Origin of the sequence: Paenibacillus sp. RS8, from assembly GCF_041956825.1 — a bacterium.
Lineage (GTDB): Bacteria > Bacillota > Bacilli > Paenibacillales > Paenibacillaceae > Paenibacillus_AQ.
Window position 1 is genome coordinate 2112098 of record NZ_CP168131.1, and the last position, 21003, is coordinate 2133100.

At 45.7% G+C, this 21003-nt stretch carries 22 protein-coding genes and 1 riboswitch; of the genes, 20 read left to right on the forward strand and 2 right to left on the reverse strand.

What is annotated here, in order from left to right:
• The first annotated feature begins 11 nt into the window (after nt 1-11).
• The 4 genes from ACDZ28_RS10805 (at nt 12) to ACDZ28_RS10820 (ending at nt 3335) form a co-directional block, all read left to right on the forward strand.
• Nucleotides 12-797, forward strand: a complete 786-nt coding sequence (locus tag ACDZ28_RS10805) for a distal tail protein Dit (RefSeq protein ID WP_375104648.1) — start codon at nt 12-14, stop codon at nt 795-797.
• Nucleotides 798-811: 14 nt separating this feature from the next.
• Nucleotides 812-2830: an SGNH/GDSL hydrolase family protein gene (locus ACDZ28_RS10810; protein WP_375104649.1), complete on the forward strand. Its 2019-nt coding sequence runs from the start codon at nt 812-814 to the stop codon at nt 2828-2830.
• A gap of 134 nt (nt 2831-2964) precedes the next feature.
• Nucleotides 2965-3132 carry a hypothetical protein gene (locus ACDZ28_RS10815; protein WP_375104650.1) on the forward strand — a complete coding sequence of 56 codons (168 nt, stop codon included), beginning with the start codon at nt 2965-2967 and terminating at the stop codon, nt 3130-3132.
• Between the two features lie 41 nt (nt 3133-3173).
• Nucleotides 3174-3335 (forward strand): hypothetical protein, encoded by a 162-nt coding sequence (locus ACDZ28_RS10820; protein ID WP_375104651.1) that lies wholly within the window; start codon nt 3174-3176, stop codon nt 3333-3335.
• Between the two features lie 136 nt (nt 3336-3471).
• On the opposite strand, the gene ACDZ28_RS10825 is transcribed toward ACDZ28_RS10820, so the two are convergent.
• Nucleotides 3472-3693 (reverse strand): helix-turn-helix domain-containing protein, encoded by a 222-nt coding sequence (locus tag ACDZ28_RS10825; RefSeq protein WP_375104652.1) that lies wholly within the window; start codon nt 3691-3693, stop codon nt 3472-3474.
• Nucleotides 3694-3812: 119 nt separating this feature from the next.
• On the opposite strand from ACDZ28_RS10825, the gene ACDZ28_RS10830 reads away from it, so the two are divergent.
• From ACDZ28_RS10830 to ACDZ28_RS10865, 8 genes are all read left to right on the forward strand, one after another.
• Entirely contained in the window at nt 3813-4805 is a 993-nt protein-coding gene (locus ACDZ28_RS10830) for a tyrosine-type recombinase/integrase (RefSeq protein ID WP_375104653.1), read from the forward strand.
• A 16-nt stretch (nt 4806-4821) separates the two neighbouring features.
• Nucleotides 4822-6516, forward strand: coding sequence for a phage tail protein (locus tag ACDZ28_RS10835; protein WP_375104654.1), 1695 nt, complete (start codon nt 4822-4824; stop codon nt 6514-6516).
• A 66-nt stretch (nt 6517-6582) separates the two neighbouring features.
• Nucleotides 6583-7119, forward strand: coding sequence for a hypothetical protein (locus ACDZ28_RS10840; RefSeq protein ID WP_375104655.1), 537 nt, complete (start codon nt 6583-6585; stop codon nt 7117-7119).
• A 69-nt stretch (nt 7120-7188) separates the two neighbouring features.
• Nucleotides 7189-7374: a hypothetical protein gene (locus ACDZ28_RS10845; RefSeq protein ID WP_375104656.1), complete on the forward strand. Its 186-nt coding sequence runs from the start codon at nt 7189-7191 to the stop codon at nt 7372-7374.
• A complete protein-coding gene (locus ACDZ28_RS10850) occupies nt 7374-7781 on the forward strand; it encodes a holin family protein (RefSeq protein WP_375104657.1) in 408 nt (135 codons plus the stop codon). Before ACDZ28_RS10845 ends, ACDZ28_RS10850 begins: the two co-directional genes overlap by 1 nt.
• Nucleotides 7781-8488, forward strand: coding sequence for an N-acetylmuramoyl-L-alanine amidase (locus tag ACDZ28_RS10855; RefSeq protein WP_375104658.1), 708 nt, complete (start codon nt 7781-7783; stop codon nt 8486-8488). The genes ACDZ28_RS10850 and ACDZ28_RS10855 overlap by 1 nt, the downstream gene beginning before the upstream one ends.
• A 506-nt stretch (nt 8489-8994) precedes the next feature.
• On the forward strand, nt 8995-9528 hold the full coding sequence (locus ACDZ28_RS10860) for a hypothetical protein (RefSeq protein ID WP_339288985.1): 534 nt from the start codon (nt 8995-8997) through the stop codon (nt 9526-9528).
• Nucleotides 9529-9775: 247 nt separating this feature from the next.
• Entirely contained in the window at nt 9776-10189 is a 414-nt protein-coding gene (locus tag ACDZ28_RS10865) for an ASCH domain-containing protein (protein WP_375105335.1), read from the forward strand.
• Between the two features lie 198 nt (nt 10190-10387).
• Here ACDZ28_RS10865 and ACDZ28_RS10870 read toward each other — a convergent pair whose 3' ends face one another.
• Complete coding sequence (locus ACDZ28_RS10870) at nt 10388-10885, reverse strand: hypothetical protein (protein ID WP_156114707.1); 498 nt, start codon at nt 10883-10885, stop codon at nt 10388-10390.
• A gap of 386 nt (nt 10886-11271) precedes the next feature.
• A riboswitch (cyclic di-GMP riboswitch) is annotated at nt 11272-11362 on the forward strand.
• A 110-nt stretch (nt 11363-11472) separates the two neighbouring features.
• Between ACDZ28_RS10870 and ACDZ28_RS10875 the strand changes: the two genes are divergently transcribed.
• The 8 genes from ACDZ28_RS10875 (at nt 11473) to ACDZ28_RS10910 (ending at nt 20995) form a co-directional block, all read left to right on the forward strand.
• On the forward strand, nt 11473-13695 hold the full coding sequence (locus tag ACDZ28_RS10875; RefSeq protein ID WP_375104659.1) for a choice-of-anchor A family protein: 2223 nt from the start codon (nt 11473-11475) through the stop codon (nt 13693-13695).
• Between the two features lie 170 nt (nt 13696-13865).
• Complete coding sequence (locus ACDZ28_RS10880; protein ID WP_375104660.1) at nt 13866-14801, forward strand: alpha/beta hydrolase; 936 nt, start codon at nt 13866-13868, stop codon at nt 14799-14801.
• Nucleotides 14802-15531: 730 nt separating this feature from the next.
• On the forward strand, nt 15532-15921 hold the full coding sequence (locus ACDZ28_RS10885; protein WP_076116678.1) for a NusG domain II-containing protein: 390 nt from the start codon (nt 15532-15534) through the stop codon (nt 15919-15921).
• Nucleotides 15905-16462, forward strand: coding sequence for a Gx transporter family protein (locus tag ACDZ28_RS10890; protein WP_042123757.1), 558 nt, complete (start codon nt 15905-15907; stop codon nt 16460-16462). Before ACDZ28_RS10885 ends, ACDZ28_RS10890 begins: the two co-directional genes overlap by 17 nt.
• Nucleotides 16463-16491: 29 nt before the next feature.
• On the forward strand, nt 16492-17346 hold the full coding sequence (locus ACDZ28_RS10895) for an ATP-binding cassette domain-containing protein (RefSeq protein ID WP_052414437.1): 855 nt from the start codon (nt 16492-16494) through the stop codon (nt 17344-17346).
• On the forward strand, nt 17337-18242 hold the full coding sequence (locus ACDZ28_RS10900) for an ATP-binding cassette domain-containing protein (protein ID WP_375104661.1): 906 nt from the start codon (nt 17337-17339) through the stop codon (nt 18240-18242). Before ACDZ28_RS10895 ends, ACDZ28_RS10900 begins: the two co-directional genes overlap by 10 nt.
• On the forward strand, nt 18235-19026 hold the full coding sequence (locus tag ACDZ28_RS10905; protein ID WP_375104662.1) for an energy-coupling factor transporter transmembrane component T family protein: 792 nt from the start codon (nt 18235-18237) through the stop codon (nt 19024-19026). Before ACDZ28_RS10900 ends, ACDZ28_RS10905 begins: the two co-directional genes overlap by 8 nt.
• Nucleotides 19027-19069: 43 nt before the next feature.
• On the forward strand, nt 19070-20995 hold the full coding sequence (locus ACDZ28_RS10910) for a peptidase U32 family protein (protein ID WP_375104663.1): 1926 nt from the start codon (nt 19070-19072) through the stop codon (nt 20993-20995).
• Nucleotides 20996-21003: the final 8 nt, after the last annotated feature.

The following is a 21003-nucleotide window of genomic DNA, read 5'->3' on the forward strand; positions in this document are numbered from 1 at the left end:
GTGTAGTTGCTATGTTAGGTGATAAATCTCCGAAGGATCTTGGGCTACGAACGCTCCGAGATTCACAGCGGCCCATTCTTGCACCGACTGTAGACAGGACATACGCGATGCCATTTATGCATGGGGCATACGACTTTGGGTCAGATGCTGGTCCGCGCCCGTTACCACTGGAATGTGCATTTATGGAACGAAATCCCTACCAATTACAGCGGCGGGTGTCGGCACTCGCTGCTCATTTGGTGGATGGTGAGGGCAGGCCGCGTACGATGTCCCTGATCTATACTAATCAACCGGATCAGCAATTTTTAGTCCGGTATTCTGGCCAGTTGCCGACAACCAGGGAAGCGGGTTTAGGGAAATTTGTCTTACCCTTCATTGCATTTGATCCGTTTGCCTATAGCATCTATGACTTGGATGAGATCAACGTGGACAGTGAGATCCCGGTGGATATGGAAGTATCCGTTGACCTGGCTTCCACATATTCGGTGACGGGTCCGATGGTGATCCCTTTTAAAAACTTTGGATCGCTAAACGGAACACCGGTGCTTGAAATATCAGGATCATTCTCCTATTTGTCGATTACTATCGGTGGAGTCGAAACCACATATAACACCGCTATGTCCGGCACATTGGTTCTCGACTTCGCAAGGAAGACGGCACGTGTCGGATCTACGAATGTCCTACGTAATACCAATCGTAGATTTGGGGCGCTACCGGTGGGTGATTCAATTATCATGGTGAACGGTAGCGGGCTAAATTGCTCATTGTCGATTAACCTGCACGCGAAATATGCATAAATGAGGTGAATGAAATGGCAGAAATTGAGTTAATCAAAGGAGCGGACAACGGGAGTGCCTCTGACTCGCTTTCCAAGGCCTATCCAAAGATCAATAGAAATTTCCAGCGAGCCAACACGGAGTTAGAAATTCATGGACAAAATATAACGAATCAAGAAGGGCGTATATTGTCTGCCGAAGGAGCGCTTAGTAACCACGGTAGCCGACTTACTACGGTCGAAACGGAACAGGTTAACCAAGGCAATCGCATTACGAGCATTATTGCTCATAACGGGGATGGTACGAAGGATACGGAGCTGATTGACGCTCGTGGAGGTAAAAAGCTCTTATCCGAACGGTTGAATGCCACTGATGAACAGTTGGCGGAAACAGCGATGAAGATAAACGCGCTGTACACGTTTCAGGACGCTTGGACGGCGTGGCAGAAAAACGATTTCTTTCCTATCGGATTTTTCGGAGACTCTACGATAGACGGCACAGGAACAACCGGCTGGACCCCAAACACCGTTGGATTTCTGAATCGTTCTCCGAATGCCTTTCCTTACGTCCTGGAGCAACTGATAAAGGAAGAAACTGGTACGGCATATAACATCGGATACAACTTTGGGTTCGCCGGACAAAACTCAACGTGGGCTAAGGATAACATCGACTCTGTTTTAGCGCCCTTTGCGGGGATTAAGATGCTCGGGTTAGGATTCGGTATCAATGACCGGCTGCTTTACGATAATCCGCATGACTTTTACGTGGCCTTTTACAACAACATTGAGCAAATGATTGTGTACTGCTACACTCACGGCATACAGCCATTCCTGTTGACGACACAGCCGACTATGGAGCCGTCCACGTCCATGCTGCAGTATCCTAACCGCAACAACGAGATTATCAACTCCGTAGCCAACAGGGTTAAACAAGACCTCGCCCGGGCCTATAAACTGGAGCTTGTCGATGTCAACAAATACGCCAGCGGATTTTTATCATCCTACAAAGACGGCAATGTCGTTACGGATGTAATTCCGGATAAGCTTCATTTTGGCGACAGGGGGCATAAGTACATTGCGGATCTGCTGTTCGCACACTTTTGCCCGCGCGTGCTGTTCGTTGATTCCGAATCCGAGGTCGTGGAGATCGTCAATCGGATCAACAAGTGCGATATCAGCGAATCTTTTGTTATCGGTAGTGAGGTGCCATCCAGACCGGATAACACGCCGAATACCAAAGTGTTCCATGATTTCGGAGATGACGACCAGCGGGTACTGTCTAATTTCTATATGTTCTCGAATGATTATTACCACCTTGATCTTGCTTATGATGAGGCAAGTAAAAATGATACTGTTACAGTCCGGAGTCCTTTACTCGTCACTTTCAACGGCGGTCCCAACATTGAGATTGCGCACTGCGCTGCAAAAGCAGGTGATTCAGAGTTTACTAAGCCAGGACTTTCTCTCGAATCTTATATTGGAAAGTCAAAACTGGGTCTAAACCGGATTATCGTTTACACAAACAGCTCTCTATGCTCTTTCAGTGGGATTGTATTCAATCGGGATCGGCGGCGGGTTTATACAGACACACTTTATGACATTCCCGCGAACAGTTTTAATCTGTTGCAAGGGAAAAAGTTAAATACTTATAAAGAATCGCTATATAAAATCAAGATTGAGAGTAACCTCCGCGAAGAGGACGTCATTAAGGTTGACTTGTTTTCAAAGTCTACCGAGGGTATTAGTATTGTTTTGTCTAATCAATCGGCTGGACTTGAAAAAATCGACATCGGCGTTAGCCAGCAGTTAGTCGGCAATGTGTCGCTGGAGCAGCAGGTTCGCAATCTTGATATATATGTTAAACTGTCCGCAAACCGTATTGATGTGTACCTGACACCGTTGCTCACAACAGCCGTGTTGTCCTATGTTTTTAAAGACGGGACGAACCGAGGATGCGGAAGAATGCTAAGCTCAGTCGTGCTGCTTACTGCGGCAGGTTACGTGCAAAGCGGCAGTTACCTGAAAGTTACCGGAGAAGTACTTTATAGCCGGTAGTCGCAGTAGTCGCAGTAGTCGCAGCAGTCGCAGTAGTCGCAGTAGGACCATACTGCGCACTAGTGTGTATTGATGTGTATTGATCTTTACTGGTGGATATTGGACAATACTCCTATACATTAGGAGGTGGGGTATTGGCTACGTCCAGACACAACATCACGCTTGATCCGGAAGTCTATGAAGAGTTTTGTAGATATGCCGGGAAGAAAGGTATTAAGATATCAACTTGGATTAATCAGCAGATGAAAGAGTTCATCGAAGAAGAGAAGATGATCGAGGAGTTCCGGAAGAAGCGCTCATAATGGGTGTTTCTTTTTATTTTGTGAAAGGGGCGTGGTACTGAATGCATGTTATCTTTTCATTGTTAGCGTTGTTCGGGCTTGGATGGCTGTTTTTGATCACACTTGTAGGGATACTTGGAGGGTTAGTTAAAGTTGAATTGAGAGATCCGTTCACGAATAAAAATGAAGTTATTACTAACATAGATATTAGCCGCAAAAGGTAGTGCGCAGTAGTAGATATTAACCTTTATAAATGGCTATAAATGCTGATAAATCAACGTTTATGGATATATCGGAACCAAGGACCATACTGTTCACTAATGGACAACTGAAAATGGATATAAAAAAAGAGCTACCGGATCACTCCAGCGGCTCTTTTTCGTTTTCCACTATGATCAAATCTCCAGGCGTTACTTCCAGTTCTTTGCAGAGCAGGAGAAGTAGATCCTTCGGATAATGCTTGGCCGTGTCGTTGTACATCACTCGTACCGACTCATAACGATAATCAATTTTCTTTGATAGTTGCAACGGGTTAAGGCCTTTCTCGTCTATTATAGCTTTCAAATTGGATTTTATTCTCATGGGGCACCTCCTGGAAACATTATACACGAAAAACGTGTAAAAAGCCCTATATACTCGAAATTCGTGTAATGGTATTATTTAATTACACGAAAAACGAGTAATGACGGAGGTGCAGCACCATGATTAACGCAAGCGAGCAACTATTGTCCGATGTCGTGGCCGTGATTTATGAGTCGTTTCCTAAGATTGAAGTAGAAAGAACAAAAGCTATATTGTCCGCCGTAGTGGCTAAATACCATATTCAGAAAATTGAAGAAGACGAACCACATCCAGACTCAGATGAGAAAATCAAGATGTTCCTCTCTTCTAAACGTTTGGAAGGACTGAGCCCTCTCACGCTGGATGGATACACCTTAGACTTACACATATTCTTTAAACATGTACGCAAGCGTACAGACGCCGTTACAGCGGCAGATATTCGGGCTTACTTAGGCCAGTTCGATAACTTAAAGATGAGCACGATCGGCAAGAAGTTGTCTGTACTGAAGAGCTTCTTCGGTTGGCTGACATCAGAAGAAATCTTGCCGAGAGATCCATCAGCCAAGCTAAAAACGCCGAAGCTAGAAAAGCGGTTACCGAAGGCACTGACCATTCCAGAGCTTGAAATGCTTCGTGAAGCCTGTGTCACAGTTCGCCAGCGTGCCTTTATTGAGATTATGTACGCGACAGGCTGTCGATTGTCAGAGGTCTACGGTATGGATCGAGACGCAATCAACCAGCAGTCCATGAGCTGCCGCGTTATTGGCAAAGGCAATAAGGAGCGGGAGGTTTATTTTAGCTTTAAGGCTATGTATCACCTTAATAAATATCTGAAGACCCGGAACGATGATTGCGAAGCACTCATGGTGACGGAGCGTAAGCCACACCGCAGATTAACCAAGCGGGGCATACAGCGTGAAGTTGGAGTTATAGCCAAAGCAGCAGGACTACAGCAAAAGGTCAGTCCGCATGTACTGAGACACACCTTTGCTACTTTGACACTCAATAATGGCGCTGAACTAGTTGCTGTGCAGGAACTTATGGGGCATTCAGACCCTCAGACAACACTACGGTACGCGCGTATCACAGAGGATCGCAAGCGAGAACAACACAAACGTTATCTGGTTCAATAAGAGGGGGTGAAGTTAATTGATTACAGTTTTAGGTCCAGATCATGAGGCGTTGGCCATTATTGATCGGTACACCAATGACACTATTCAGGAGACGATTAATGGGGAGTATAAGCTGGCATTCACGGCACTCATCGAAGATGATGGCAAGAGTGAATACCTGGTTGAGGACAACTTAATCGAAGTGGAAGACCAACTATTCAATATTGTCCACCACCGTAGGACCCGGGCAAATGACGGATCTTTAATTGTGGCCGTGGACGGGGAACAGGTGGCGTATGATCTGCTGCGTTTCGAATGGGAAGATGGCTTCGTACATGCCGGAACGCCTGCGGATCTGCTGGCGATGATCTTGGAGGGTACAGGATTTAGTATTGGCAGCGTGGAGGTCAGCGAGTATATCTCGGTGGATCTCGCTGAGGAAAATGTCAACGCTAGGACCATTATGATGGAGATTGCGGCGTTGTCTGGAGGTGAGTTGTTTTTTGATCGCTACACGATATCCCTTTTGGCTCCACGAGGGCAGCTGAGAGGCGTTCAATTCCTACTCGGTAAAAACCTAAAGGGTATTATCAAAGATGTTGATACACGTTCCGGCGAGATAATTACTGCTTATGAGGTGGACGTGCAGGAACTGCGGGAGCTTCCGGAGTTCGCGGGGTGGGAAGAGTTTGATCTTGGGGATTCAGTGTTCATTGTGGACCCTGAACTCGGCATCGATGAGGAGCAGCGGATAATCAGTTACACTTATAGCCCACGCCGAAGAATCAATAGTAAGGTGGTCATATCGAATGCGATCACAGGTATCACGGACGCAGTCGTTAGTCTGAAAAAGACAACCATCGTCAAAGACAAGGTGTACAACGGGACCAGGATCGGGCCGGAGGTTGGATTTGAGGCAATCCGTAGTGACAAGATGGCCCGCGCGGTAATGAATGCCACAGAAGGAATCAAGCTGCAGAAGGGTAATGGCAGCGGATCAAGCTGGACAGATGTCATTTACCTGGACACCGAAGGTAATGGGATATTTTCAGGCCGAGTAATCGCTGCATCCTTCGAGGGTGGTACCATCATGATCGGCAGCGGGAATAATGCCTTCCGAGCTAGTGATTGGGGAATATGGCTGGGAAACGCGGCCTTTGCTGATGCACCATTCAGTGTAAATCCTGCCGGACACATGAAAGCCGTTGATGCTGAATTTAGTGGGAAAATTACCGCATCAGATATCGATGGCGGAGTAATTACAGGGGCATTGATCCGCACCGGATTATTTGGTGTTTACCCGCGTGCTGAAATGAGCGATTCAGATAAAACATTCTCAGTTTGGGCATCCGTTACCAACGGAATTCAAATGCAGTCTTCAGGTTATCCAAACTCTATTGCAACCTTAAGATTTACAAACGACAATGAGTATGCAAATGCTAGCTTACCAGGAGGGGAGGCTGGGTTTTATTTACATGGTAGTGGCAATCTAACAATGGAGTTTTTGGGTGATATCAAACTTAGAGGATATAACAGTACTTCAGTATTAAGTTGGGCTAATTTGAGATCAGAGCTGGATGGAAGATCGTTACAAGCAGAGTTAGACGAGATACGGTCAGCCATTGCTGATAAAGCAAATCTATCTCATTCACACTCTCTCACGTTGCCAAACCATAATCACGGTAGTGCAACGCTAGTTCCGTCTGGTGGAGGTACCTACGGAGTCTCTTAATTTTCCTTTAACGTTACGGCCTTATTGGGTATAATTGGGTAGATTACTATACTCAGGAGGTTACACATGAAGAAGAAGATTATAGGACTTGTTATGGCTGCATTATTCCTAGGAAGTTCGATTGGTTTCGCGGCGGGTTCGACACTATTGGGATCTAAGGTTACTGGAATATATACAGTAGAGCAGGATGGAAAGAAGATAGCAGACGCCGCAATTATAAACGGATCGGCTTACGTACCAGTGCGAGCTATGTCAGAGGCGACTGGTACGGATCTGAACGTAGATGGGAAGAAGATAATTATGGAGAGCAAGGCTAGCGCAACAATAAATGTTGTAGCACAAATTGAAAAGTTGCAATATCAACGCGCCGGAATCATTAGGAAAATTGAAACTGCTGAAGGTGGCGTTAAGCTTTATGAAACGGATATCATCCCAAGAGCTGAAGAAAATGCAAGAATTACGGTTGGTTCTGATATGGAGCAATCTTATGCGAATTGGCTTGCTGGTAGAACTGCTGAGAGAGACCAATACAAGCAAGATATAATTACGTTACAACAGCAATTAGCTGACATTGATGCTCAAATAGCAGAACTCCAAAAATAACATATCCAACATTTAGAGCCCCACCAACATTGGTGGGGCTCTTTTAGTTGAACGAAAGGATTGATTATTATGCCATTAATTAGAAATCGGTTAGCGATTGAAATGGAACCAACGGTGCCGGAGGTATGTGCAGTAATCTCAGCAGTGAGTGCTTATTATCCTGGAAGGGAAGTGGAATTCATTGAAGGGATAATGAAGGCCTTAAATGATAGGTTGCTAGAACTGAAGGAAACTAAAAGAGAGGATGAGTCTTAATGGATGGATTTATTAAAGTAGTTTTGCCTATCGCTAGTGTATTAGCATCATTTTTGTTTGGAGGCTGGTCGGCATTATTGAACATTTTACTTGTGTTTGTGGTACTGGATTATGCTACAGGCGTGGCAGCCGCAGCTAAAGAAGGCAAGCTGAACAGTAGAGTAGGTTGGTGGGGTATCCCACGTAAGATTATCATCTTTGTAATTGTTGCCGTAGCGCACTTGGTAGATCAGGCGCTGGGAGGATCTCATTTATTCCGTGATGCAGCTATATTTTTCTATTTGGCAAATGAGCTGCTTTCGTTGATTGAAAACGCTGGTCGGCTGGATGCACCAATCCCACCAGGTCTGCGGCAAGCAGTCGAGGTGCTTAAAGGTAAGTCAGGAGACAAAGGAGCTGGGGAGTAATGGAGATTATTCAAAAGGGGAATAAGCATACAAATAGTAGCAGTCGAGACGGACACATACCGATTATGATTGTGGACCATATCAGTGGTGGGACAATGACCAGCATGGATAACTGGTTCCAGTCCCCGAGCAATGAGGTTAGCAGCGCTCACTTCGGTGTGTCTAAGACCGGAGTGATCCACCAGTACGTTGACATCCAGCGGATGGCCTGGGCAAATGGGTTATCCGCTGCTGATTCACGAAAAGCGCCAGCCGCACTTGTCAAGGAGAAAGCTCCGGTCAATCCGAACAAGTATAGTGTTAGTATCGAACACGAAGGCACAGATGGCACTTTGACGGAGGCGCAGTATGCTGCTTCTGTTTGGTTACACCAATGGATCAGTAGCGAGGTTGAACGGTTGTATGGGAAGTCGATCATGTTGGATAGTAAACATGTAATTGGGCATTTTCAGGTTGATCCTATTCGTAAGCCTTATTGCCCTGGACCTAAGTTTCCGTGGGCAAGGTTGTATGATAATTTGAAAGCGAAGGAGGTATTCGAAGTGAAAGCTACTAAAGCAAATGTCACTGTGAATGGAAAGAAGCTAGAGACGGATGCGCTGCTGATTGAAGGGACAACCTATGTTCCTTTACGTGCAGTAACCGAAGCGTTAGGTGTTAAGATTGGATGGGACAACACTACGAAAACGGCTAGTGTAACCAAGTAGACTATTACGAAGCCTCTGCCGAGCGCAGGGGCTTTTTTTAATTTCTTATAACCTGTTCTTCTACCAATTCTTCTACCGTCATGAAAAACCGAACAGTAACTTGCGGAACCTTAAACGTATATTATATGCGGAGTCGGAGGCTAAAAAGACCATGTAAAACCATAGAAAACCCGTGTTGTCCGCACTCGTAATGCGTAGGCCGGGGGTTCAATTCCCTTCACCAGCATATTTTCCGCTATATCAACGTTGTCAGCGTTAAATGTTGTTTTCCGGACGTTAATTCGTCGGTGCGTACCTGCTGATATACGGTTAAATATGAAGCCTCCTACGGAAAACTGTGGGAGGCTTTGTTATGTACATTTAATCACTCTACCTAATCATAATCACGGAAGCACTACGCTGACACCAGCGGGCGGTCGTACGTACGGAGTCTCTTAATATATCTTTCATAATGTAGAACTGTTGGGTATAATTGGAATAATGCTATCCTTAGGAGGTTCATACGTATGAAGAAGAAAATAGTAGGGATTGCAGCTGCAGCGCTGTTGCTCGGAGGATCAATAGGATTTGCAGCAAGCTCGTCAATAATTGGCGCTAAAGTTACCGGACTGTATACGATAAAGCAAGACGGAAAGAAGATTGCGGACGCAGCTATTATAAACGGATCAGCTTACGTACCCGTGCGCACGATATCCGAAGCGACTGGAACGGACCTGACAGTAGAAGGGAAGACAATAATACTGGAGAGTAAAGTAACGGAGAAGCCCGCGGCAATATCTGAGACTGACACAACGGCTGCAGATCGGACAGGAACACCAAAGGCAATCATTGAGGCGGCTAAACTCCGGGAAAGATTAGCAGTGGCAGAATCCAGCGTGCAATTTCTCAAAGAAGCGATCCAACAAGCGGAAGCTACTGCGGCCGATCTAACAAGCACAGCGGACCAAGAAGCTCGCAGAAGCTATATCGCCGATTTGAATAAACGCCTTGTGTACACGGAAACAGAAATTGCGCAGATCAAGGAGCAGCTTGGTGAATAAAGCACTGGTGCATGTTGAACCAAAGCCTCTATATGTTGGATCTGAGATGCACCTACCATAAGCATGATACTATGGCCATCTCTCGGGTGGTCTTTTTGTTATGTACATTTTTCCTTTTAATAGGTTTAATTAATCATATAGTTAAAGGGGATATTACTATGAACTCATTAAGCGCGAACCAGTTAACCGCGGTATTCCGGGAATTCGGAGACCACGCTTTTCTGTATCTTCCGAGGGGATGGATATGATGCGGTGTTTAACGATACGACAGCCTTGGGCAACGTTGATTGCTCTTGGTGAAAAACAGTTCGAAACTCGATCATGGAGAACAACCTACCGCGGGGGGTTAGGTATTCATGCCGGAATGAGGATAGATAAGAAGATATGTGAACAGGAACCATTCAGGTCGATATTGGCGAAGCATGGTTATACAGCAATAAATTTACCAACAGGGTTTATTATTGCGTTAGGTCAACTCACGGGGTGTTATGAGGTTACACCGGAGGTGGACCTAAGGGAATGGATAAAGGGAAATGAATATGATTTTGGCGACTATAGTGAAGGGCGTTTTGCTTGGAAGCTTGAAGATGTTCATCAGTTAAGTCATCCTGTACCGGCTAAGGGCAGATTAAGCTTATGGGAGCATCCAGATCTAGCCTAAACCAAAAATTGATCTTTTTAATGTGATTTTCATGTGAGCATCATCTTATTTTCAGGTTCGGGGTATATATTGAAGACACCAAACACCCCCCAGTGTTTTGTGGTATAAATCTCTTAGGTCTTGCCAACTCCCATGGTAAGGCCTATTTTTTTGTTCGCTAATGGAAATGGGGGGAGGGGCGTAACTTTTTACGCGGCTTTACTTAATCTGATACTGCCCTTCATAGCTCTTAAAAGATGAAATATCCAGCCCGAGATATCTGCGCATATGAATAGCAGCTTGTGCAGCAACGATGTCGTTTAACAGCAGCATTCGTTCATGGTATCCGCGACATATAAATTTGGCTTCTATCCCTGTGTTGAGCCTGTTCTGCTCATATACCTTGATTCCCCGTTTTCTCATTTCCGAACGAACATCTCTTAGATCTGCTGTAGCTACTGCCGCGGCGGTTCCAAGAACCTCCAGATAGGGGGCGGGCGTTCGTAAATGTGTAGATAAAATGGCGGAGTCCCGTTCGAAAGCTGATAAAATCATCGGAAGCAATAAATAAGATTTCACCAGCATGTTGTCTCTGCTTTCAGCTCTATGCATGAATCTCATCACCTCTAATGGGAACGTATATTCGTATTCTACCCCGATATCCCAAAAATAATCAATGGTATTTCTAAACAGCCAGTCCAATGTGATTAAATTCACAACTAAAATAGAAAGAATAAAATATATTAAAATTGTAATAATAAAAATTAATGATTTAGGCTTATGAAAAGGAGAATTAGGATGAGAGAGGAAGGAAGTCTCCGCCGTGGATTGGTATTTGGTTTGATTTTTAGTATTCCATTATGGATATCGATATTAGGCTATATACAGTTACTTTAAAATTGAATAAAAACTTTTGCGTGAAGCGCCTTTAGGTGCTTTTTTTGTGCTGGTTAATGTGTATGATTATTAAAAGGAATTGATTGACATTTGTGGGGGCGGAGCGCTAAACTATTATTAGTTCAAAAGTATTAAAAGTCATAGACGATTATTTAATAGGATGCTTAAACTGCCGGTTCTATTTTGCAAAGGGTATACATATATAATCATGATAATAGCAAACCGCCCGAAAGGGTGGGACGCAAAGTCCAGGAGTCTAAAGTGTCTTAAGGACACTATGACCGTCCGACTGCCATGAGAAGGGAATTCTACTTCTTTTTTGGCGGTCTTTTTTGTTGTTAGGTCTTTTAGAGTTTCTGGTAATTATTCTGATTAGATATAAATGATAGATTTAGGAGGTGTGCTTTTTGAAAAGAAGAATAAAACCGCTACTCTCACTAGTATTAGCGGGGGCTTTAATGGTAGGCAATGGACTTTCCGGAGGGCATTTGGTAAATGCAGCAGGGGAGGTACCTCCCTATACTCCTACACCTGTGTTAGGTATTGCAGGGAATTTTAATACTTTTATTTTTGGGGATTTCAAACAATCTAATGATCAGGTTCATGGGCGCCTTGCCGCCAAAGGTAACATTACATTGCAGAATTACGGCGTATCCAAGGATAATCCAGGTGGAGATGTCCTTATTGCTGGTAATGACATTACTTTTACTAATGGTACTATTCATGGAGCATCCGTTTATGGTGGTGTTTTTTCCAGCAACGGTGTAGATCTTAAAGAACCAGCGAGAAAAGGAACGCCTATTGATTTTGATGCTGAAGAGCAATTTCTTATCGGACGTTCTAATGAATTCTCTTCACTTACTACAGTTGGAACTTTCAAAAAGGAATATGGGAAAATAACAATTGATGCTCCGGAATCATTTAACGTTCTTAATCTAAGTGCTGCCGATTTCGCTAATGCTAATGGCTTACAGTTTAATATTGCAAATAACGCCACAGTTATCGTTAACGTTAGTGGAAGTTCAGTTGAAATTCCAAGTTTTCAAATATGGGGAGGCAGCCCTAACAAGGTATTATTTAATTTTTATGAAGCTAGCACTGTAAACATAGGAAGTTTAACGATAGAAGGAACTATCCTAGCTCCGCATGCGAAAGTAACTTATAATTCTGGTGAACTGCATGGGACACTGATTGCAAAGGGATTTGCTGGTGGGGTACAGATGCATTGGTATCCATATGGAGGGGAGGAACCACCTCCGACACCAACGCCGACCGTGACACCAACACCAACGCCGACTGCGACGCCAACACCGACGCCGACTGTGACGCCAACACCGACGCCGACCGTGACACCAACACCGACGCCGACCGTGACACCAACACCGACGCCGACCGTGACACCAACACCGACTGTGACACCAACACCGACGCCGACTGTGACGCCAACACCGACGCCGACTGTGACGCCAACACCAACGCCGACCGTGACACCAACACCGACGCCGTGCGTGACACCAACGCCGACCGTGACGCCAACACCGACCGTGACACCAACGCCGAAACCAACACCAACGCCGAAACCAACACCAACGCCGAAACCAACACCAACGCCGAAACCAACACCAACGCCGAAACCAACACCAACGCCGAAGCCAACACCAACGCCGAAACCAACACCAACGCCGAAACCAACACCAACGCCGAAACCAACACCAACGCCGAAGCCAACACCAACGCCGAAACCAACGCACACACCAAAACCAACACACACACCAACGCCGACTGTGACACCAACACCAACGCCGGACGTGACGCCAACACCAACGCCGACTGTGACGCCAACACCAAAGCCGACTGTGACGCCAACACCAACGCCGGACGTGACACCAACACCAACGCCGGACGTGACGCCAACACCAACGCCGACTGTGACGCCAACACCAACGCCGGACGTGACGCCAACACCAACGCCGACTGTGACGCCAACGCCAACGCCGGACGTGACGCCAACACCAACGCCGGACGTAACGCCAACACCAACGCCGGACGTGACGCCAACACCAACGCCGACTCCGTCGTCTGAGGCAACACCAACGCCGACTCCGTCGTCTGAGGCAACACCAACGCCGACTCCGTCGTCTGAAGCAACACCAACGCCGACTCCGTCGTCTGAGGCAACACCAACACCGACTCCGTCGTCTGAGGCAACACCAACGCCGACTCCGTCGTCTGAGGTAACACCAACACCGACTCCGTCACCGGTGGCTCCGGTATTCCCAACACCAACGCCATCCTCCGTAATTGGCATTATCGTCGTTAATGATGACCCTGTGCCACTTGGACCTGTAGCTTCATCGACGCCAGTACCAGTACCAACACCAACACCGTCGGGTAGTACAGAGGTGCTTGTTGATGATGACGAGATCCCATTAGGATCAGTAACGGAGGTAACGCCAACACCGTCACCAGAGGATATCGCCGTGGTGGATGATACAATCCCGCTAGGTAATCCACCTGTGGATGAACTTCCGAAAACGGGAGAATCAAGTCCAGTCCCTTATTATGTAGCTGGTCTAGGTTTTGCACTTATTGGATTGCTAATGAGAAATAGATTCTCTAACAAGAAATAATAAACGGTATTTGTAACGAGAACATAAGGTATGCCAGAACAGAAAAGAGCCGCTTTCGGGACATATTCCGATAGCGGCTTTATTTTGTAATGATTGTTATATTTTGGAGCAATCTAAGCAGATGCTATACTGATTTACAACGGATATGAGGAAAGGACGGGGAAGATGAATTGGTATGGTTCTTCATTAGTGCGATCATCGTCATAGGGGCTCTGATCTTTGCGGGCTTTTTCTTTTATGGTATTGCTATTAAACGAGCACCGAAGGAATTTCTGAGTAATAATCGTGATTTGAAGGCTGATCCCCCGGTTGCCGGGGCTTCTTGGGGGGAGGGGAAGGATTGGGTTTCCACTCAGAGCTTTGAGAATGTTGAGATTATATCTGAGGACGGGCTGCAACTAAGAGGATACTTGCTCCTTTCGGATCATGCTGAGGGACGTACAGCGATTCTAGCCCACGGTTATTCTGGAAAAGGGAAGGATATGGGTGCGTACGCCAAAATCTATTACGAGAGACTGGGCTTTAATATCCTGATTCCCGATGCCAGGGGGCATGGGGAAAGCGCTGGGAATTATATTGGTTTTGGTTGGCATGAGCGCAAGGATTATTTGCAGTGGATTGAATATATGATTAAAAAGATTGGGTCCAGTGCTCAACTGGTGCTCCATGGGGTTTCTATGGGGGGTGCTACCGTGCTGATGACCTCAGGAGAAAATCTCCCACCGCAGGTCAAAGCTATTGTCTCAGACTGCGCTTACAGCTCAGTTAAAGCACAATTAGCCTACCAGTTGCGGCGTATGTATCACTTGCCAAGCTTCCCTTTTATCCAAAGTGCGAGTCTGATTACTCGTTTGAAGGCAGGGTATAGCTTTAGTGAGGCATCTGCCTTGAAGCAAGTGCGGAAAGCGAAGGTGCCGATTCTTTTTATTCATGGAGATGCGGATAATTTTGTACCGTATAGTATGATGAATGAATTGTATGAAGCATGTCAGAGTCCCAAAGAGAAGTTCGTAGTGCCGCAAGCGGGGCATGGGTTAGCTTATGATATGGATAAGACGGGGTATATAAACGTAGTAACAGCTTTTGTGAATCGTTATGTAAATTAGATGCCCTGAACGTAGACAGCGCCCGATATCCGCTAAGTAGCGGTTATCGGGCGCCTATATTTTTCCACACATGGCATGTGTCCTTGTGTAAGGTTCGTACAGCCATGCTTTTTCGTTATATTCATCCCCCGCCGTTCGTGAGTAACGGGTGTCTTAATTCCTTGTTATTTCCAGCAGCCGTGTGGCGAGAATAATCCTTCCAATACGACAAAAGCCCTACCTCTCTTTTGCCCTTGCGGCTCCATTGACCGCGCCAGTGTGAATCGGAATGCTATATTTCGAATTTAGTCTCATAAAAAGGAAAGTTTCTGCAAGAAAACATAAAGCCTCTGTGTCCAAAATGCCGATGTGTAAATGAGTCGGCCTGACATCTTCTTGATGGGGATATTCAATATATCGAAAAACAAATACGATATAAATATAACACAGTATTGTTAAAAAGACAAATATAATAATCAATTCCAAGATAAGGGTAGTTTTATTTAGGAGGGGAACAAGTAGAGCAAGATAGAGCGATTGATTCGAATATAACTTATGCCGGATTATTTGCGGATTAATTCGGAAAAGCTAGTAAGCCAGAGGGAATGGGACTACGGGGGCTATTTTGCGTGCCTATTTTGTGAACTACTCTCTAAAACTTACATTAAACCCCAACATTGATTGAAGGATTGAGGGTAGACCGTTATAATTAATAAGTCTGGATTTTAATTAAAAAATAAGGGAGATTTTTATGAAACGCGCAGATGTGTGGTTGATTTCCATCGTGTTAATTGCTGCGCTCGCTTTTCTCGTACCGAGATGGTTTTCGGACAATGATGATAAAGGTGGGGCCGGTAAAAATCTCGTAGCCAATGTGACAGTGGACGGCGAGTTATTTAAAACGGTAAAGCTTACAAAAGAAGAACAAACCATTGAGGTCCGTACCGACCGTGGTTATAACATCTTGAAGGTGCATGATTACGGGATTGAAATGTATGATGCTGACTGCCCGGATCAAGTGTGCCTAGGTTTCGGTTTTATTACCCTGCCCAAACAGACGATTGTCTGTCTACCGCATAGAGTATTAGTGGAAATCACGAGTGCGTCGGGGGAGGATGATATAGATGCCTATGTCCAGTAGTGAATCTGCAACAGCTTTAAAAAGAACGGTAATTATTGCGATTTTCGCCGCGGTGGCGGTAGTGCTTAGTCTAATAGAGGCACAGATTCCGTTGTCAGGAATGGGACTGGTACCGGGTGCTAAACTAGGATTAGCCAACATCATGATTTTGACTTGTATTTACTTTTTACGTGGACGGGACGCATTCCTGCTTGTCATCCTCAAAACACTGCTCACTGCATTTCTGCTAGGTACTTTTTCAAGCTTACTGTTCAGTTTATTCGGTTCGCTTTTTAGCTTTGTTGTAATGTTCGTATTAATGCTGATTAGCGGCAAAGGTAAGAGTATAAGTTTGATCGGAATTAGTATAGCTGGTGGGATTGCACATAATATCGGTCAGCTGCTGGCAGCTTCAATGGTATTCTCATCCCTTAGTATTTTTTATTATCTTCCCATGCTGCTGATCACTGGAGTAGTAACAGGAATTGCCGTGGGCTATGCAGTCCGTTATTTGGTGGCTTCATTGTCAAAAATATCGTTGTTTGAAGAGTTTTTGGACTGATTAGTCACATCAGCGGAAGGATGACTAACATGAATGAATCATTTGAAGGTCAAGAATTAGAGGGAGAAGGACAAGCTATCATCTCTCTGGATGGGGTATCGTTTGGTTACGATCCTGAGCATCCGATTCTTCAAAATATAACGTTATCTATTTCACAGGGACAATGGGTTAGCTTGGTTGGTCCTAATGGCTGCGGGAAGTCAACGCTAGTTAAGCTACTAAATGCATTGCTGCCTAAGAGTGCTGGCGAAATTGTGGTTAGTGGTATGCAGCTGAGTGAGGAAACGATCGGCAGCATTCGGCAATGCATCGGTATGGTGTTCCAAAATCCAGATAATCAGTTTATTGGAGCCACTGTAGAGGAAGATATCTTATTCGGCCTGGAAGGGCTTTGTTTGTCGTACACAGAGATGGCTGAACGGCTGCACTCATATACGACGAGGCTGGGAATAAATCATCTGTTATCCAAACACCCGAGTGAGCTGTCTGGAGGTCAGAAGCAGCGTGTCGCTATCGCCTCCATTTTGGCTATGGAACCAGGCATCGTCATTTTTGACGAGGCCTCTTCTATGTTGGATGAGGGTAGCAGAAATGATCTTCTTGGCATTTTGCAGGATATGCGAGCGGAGGGAAAGTATACGATCCTTATGATTACGCATGATGCAGATGAGATTCTGGCATCGGATCGGGTGCTTGCGTTGCATGGAGGTGGTCTGGCTGCTGATGTTACACCGGCGGAGCTATTCCGGAACGAGGAGCTTCTGCAAAAATGCCATCTGTGTGAGCCGTACCCTTGGCGTCTTGCACGTGAACTGCAGAATCAGGGCATTCATGTGGATGTTCCCGCCAGTGAAAAGGAGCTTATAGACACGTTATGGCCATAGAATTACAGCAAGTAAGCTACTCTTATGCTGACCGAAGCCTATGGAAGCTGACGGCGCTCCGCGACATTAACCTCAGTGTTCCACTTGGCTCTATGGTTGGGATTGCCGGGGCGACAGGCTCTGGTAAATCGACGCTGCTGCAGTTGTTTAACGGGATACTGAAACCAACGGAGGGTACGGTAAAAGTACTCGATGTAACCATCCAGGCGGGTGAGAAATCACCTAAGCTGATGCCGCTGCGCCGTAGAGTCGGATTGGTATTTCAATTTCCGGAGCAGCAAATGTTTGAAGATACGGTCGAAAAGGATCTCATCTTCGGCCCCCTTAACTTTGGCATGAGCCTAGAAGAGGCAAAGGCACGTGCAAGACAAGCCATGCTGGATATGGGTCTGGATCTGGCGCTGTTAGAACGGAATCCTTTTAAATTGAGCGGTGGACAAATGCGTAAGGCAGCTATCGCATCTGTGCTAGCTATGGACCCTGAGGTCATCGTTCTGGATGAACCTACGGCTACGCTTGATCCCATTAGCCGTGCAGAGCTAATCCGCTTGCTGGAGCGGTTATGCCGTGAGCAGGGCAGAACGATCATTGTCGTCACGCATCGGATGGATGAGCTGTTGCCTTACGCGGACAACTGGCTTGTACTTAAAGAGGGCAGCACGGCGTTTCAGGGCAGCGTAAAGGCGCTGGCAGATAACCCTTCGATTCTGGAAGAGTGTGGCTTGACGGTTCCGCAATCCCTTCGTTACTGGCGTGCAGTGGCTGATCGTTTTGGTCTTACGGATGAAGCACCTCGTTTAACGGCAGAGGGCTTAGCAGAGCTGATCGCTTCGCTGTCACCAGGATCAGGCAGCGCAGGCGAGCGCTATGCAGGAAAGAGGGATGACCATGAATGAGAAGCTAATCATAGGACGCAGTATTGAGACCGGTTCATGGGTACACAAGCTGGATGCTCGTGCCAAAATCACCGGAATGCTATTATACGTAGCTGTTATTCTGCTCTCCCGTTCGTGGATGGCCATGGCACTGCTGGCTATTTTCTCAATAGCCGTTATGGCTTCCACTCGGATTCCGCTTAAATACTTCCTGAAAGCAGCTAAGCCTTTACGCTATTTAATGCTATTTATCTTTATCGTACAGCTGCTGTCTGTGAAGACAGGGGAAGCGGTGCTGACGCTTGGTTCGTGGTCTATCTATGAGGGAGGGCTAAGATTAGGCGCATTTTCGGTCATACGCATGTTTTTTCTGATCACTTTCACGGCGCTGCTTACATTCACCACAACGCCGGGGAAGCTGAATCAAGGGCTAGAAGGGATATTGACTCCTTTCAAAAAGCTCGGCTTGAAGCCTGACCGGATTACGCTGATGATCAGCATTTCACTCCGTTTCATTCCTACGATTCTAGACGAGTCGCAGATTATCATGAAAGCACAGGCCTCGCGGGGTGCTGATCTGAAAGAGCTGCCTTTGAAGGAAAAGGGACGGATGTTAGTCTCCTTGCTTGTTCCGATTATTGCCAGTGCGTTTAGGCGTGCACAGGATCTGGTGTATTCCATGGAAGCCCGTGGCTTTCGTATGGATGCTCCGCGTAGTCAGTATCACCGCCTGAGGTGGGGCATATTCGATACTGTTTTTATTAGTATGTTTATTGTAATGGGGATTGCAGTAGCTTTGGTGTAAAGTACAACCTGTATGATGAGTATCAACTTGGGAGGGAACTTGAATGGCACGTTATTTTAACGGTAGAGAAATTGAATTATTAGCACCCGCAGGAACGTTTGAGATTTTCAAGGAAGTGATCCAGTCGGGGTGTGATGCAGTTTATTTTGGCGGACCCGTACTGAATATGAGAATGATGCGTAAAGGATATAATCTGTCTCACGAGGAGATCGTAGAGGCTATAGAGATCGCTCACCGCCTAGATAAAAAAGTATATATCACTGTAAATAATCTATTTAGTGAAGAAGATGTGGAAGAGGCTAGAGAGTATCTGCGTTTCCTTGACGGAGCCCGTCCGGACGCCTTAATTGTTCAGGATATGGCCGTGCTGGAGCTAATTCGCGAGATGGAACTTAATCTGCCTATTCACTCTTCGGTAATGATGAATGTTCACAATCTGGAGATGATCTACGCGCTGCGTGATCTGGGTGTAAGTCGTGTGGTTACTTCGCGGGAAATGGATCTGCAAACGGCTAAGCTGCTTGGTCAGCGGAGTGGGATGGAACTGGAGTATTTTATTCACGGGGATATGTGCTCGGTTCACGGTGCGAATTGTTACTTCAGCTCCCATGTATTCGGTATGAGCAGTAACCGTGGGAAATGTATGAAGCCTTGCCGCTGGGATTATCGGGTTAAAAAAGACGGGTATGTATATCCGGCTGAATACCCGCTGGCTGTAAAAGATATGTTCATGTATGAGCATCTTCCGGAATTGATTGAATCCGGTATTACCTCCTTCAAAATAGAAGGCCGTATGCGGGATAAGGAATTTATGGTGATGCTGGCGAATAGCTACGGCGAAGCCATTGACCGCTATATCGATGATCCGATAGGTTTTGATCGCACGGTCGATACGAAAGAGCTCTATAACAACCGTAAACGTGACTTTTCCACAGCTTATGCTTTTGGTAAACCAGGATTAGCTAACATTAACCGTCGTTATGAAGGTACGGGCAAATTCTATAGCACTGGAAAAGTATTTAGTACACCAACTGCAGAGCGTGATCTGTCAGAGAAACGTGTTGAGCAGTTGCGGGAGAGATTGGCTGAGGTCGAGCAGCCGCAGAAGACAAAAGCTAAGTTAGCTGTACGTGTGAATAATATGGAACAGGCACGGATGGTCTTAGAGCTTGGTGTGGATAACCTGTACTTGCCGGGGGACGTTTTTGAACCGGATAGACCTTTTACAAAGCGCGACATCAAGGAACTTGGTGATCTGAAGGGCGATAGCAAAATCTACTTGGGTTTGCCACGTATGATGACCGAGCTGCATTTTGACCAATATGATCAATTGCTGGGCGGAGAACGCTTGCCGATTGACGGTCTTATCGTTACAAATTTGGGAGCCATTCGTCGTTACAACTCCACAGGATATCCGCTAATTGGGGATAGTAATTTAAATGTATACAATCATCTTTCAGCGCAATTATATGCTAAATTAGGTTTGACTCAGCTTTCAGTTTCACCGGAAATGACGTTAGAGCATTTTGCTACCTTTGCCTCTCGTTGTGAAACACCTTTGGAGGTTGTTGTTCATGGCACACCTGCACTAATGTATATGGAGCATGATCTTTATGAGAATACGGAGTTAATGGAGCCTGTTGCTGAAGAGGATAATCAGTATGTGCACAATAATGTCTTGGTTCTAAAGACAGACAAAGGTGAGAATCCGGTATATCGTGATCAGCACGGCCGTTGCCATCTTTTATTCGCAAAAGAACTTTGTTATTTACCTTTATTGAATGAGATGAGTGGACTAGGGATATCAAGCTTCCGTATTGAAGGAGCAACCTATAGCGTCGAACAGCTACGTGAAATTATTGTTTCTTATCAACAGGCTTTGAACGGATCTGATATGAAGGATGATATGCTGGGTGGCCTTAAGCCGGTCTTTGCTGGTTATACATTGGGCTCACTACAGTTCAATTAAGTGTATTT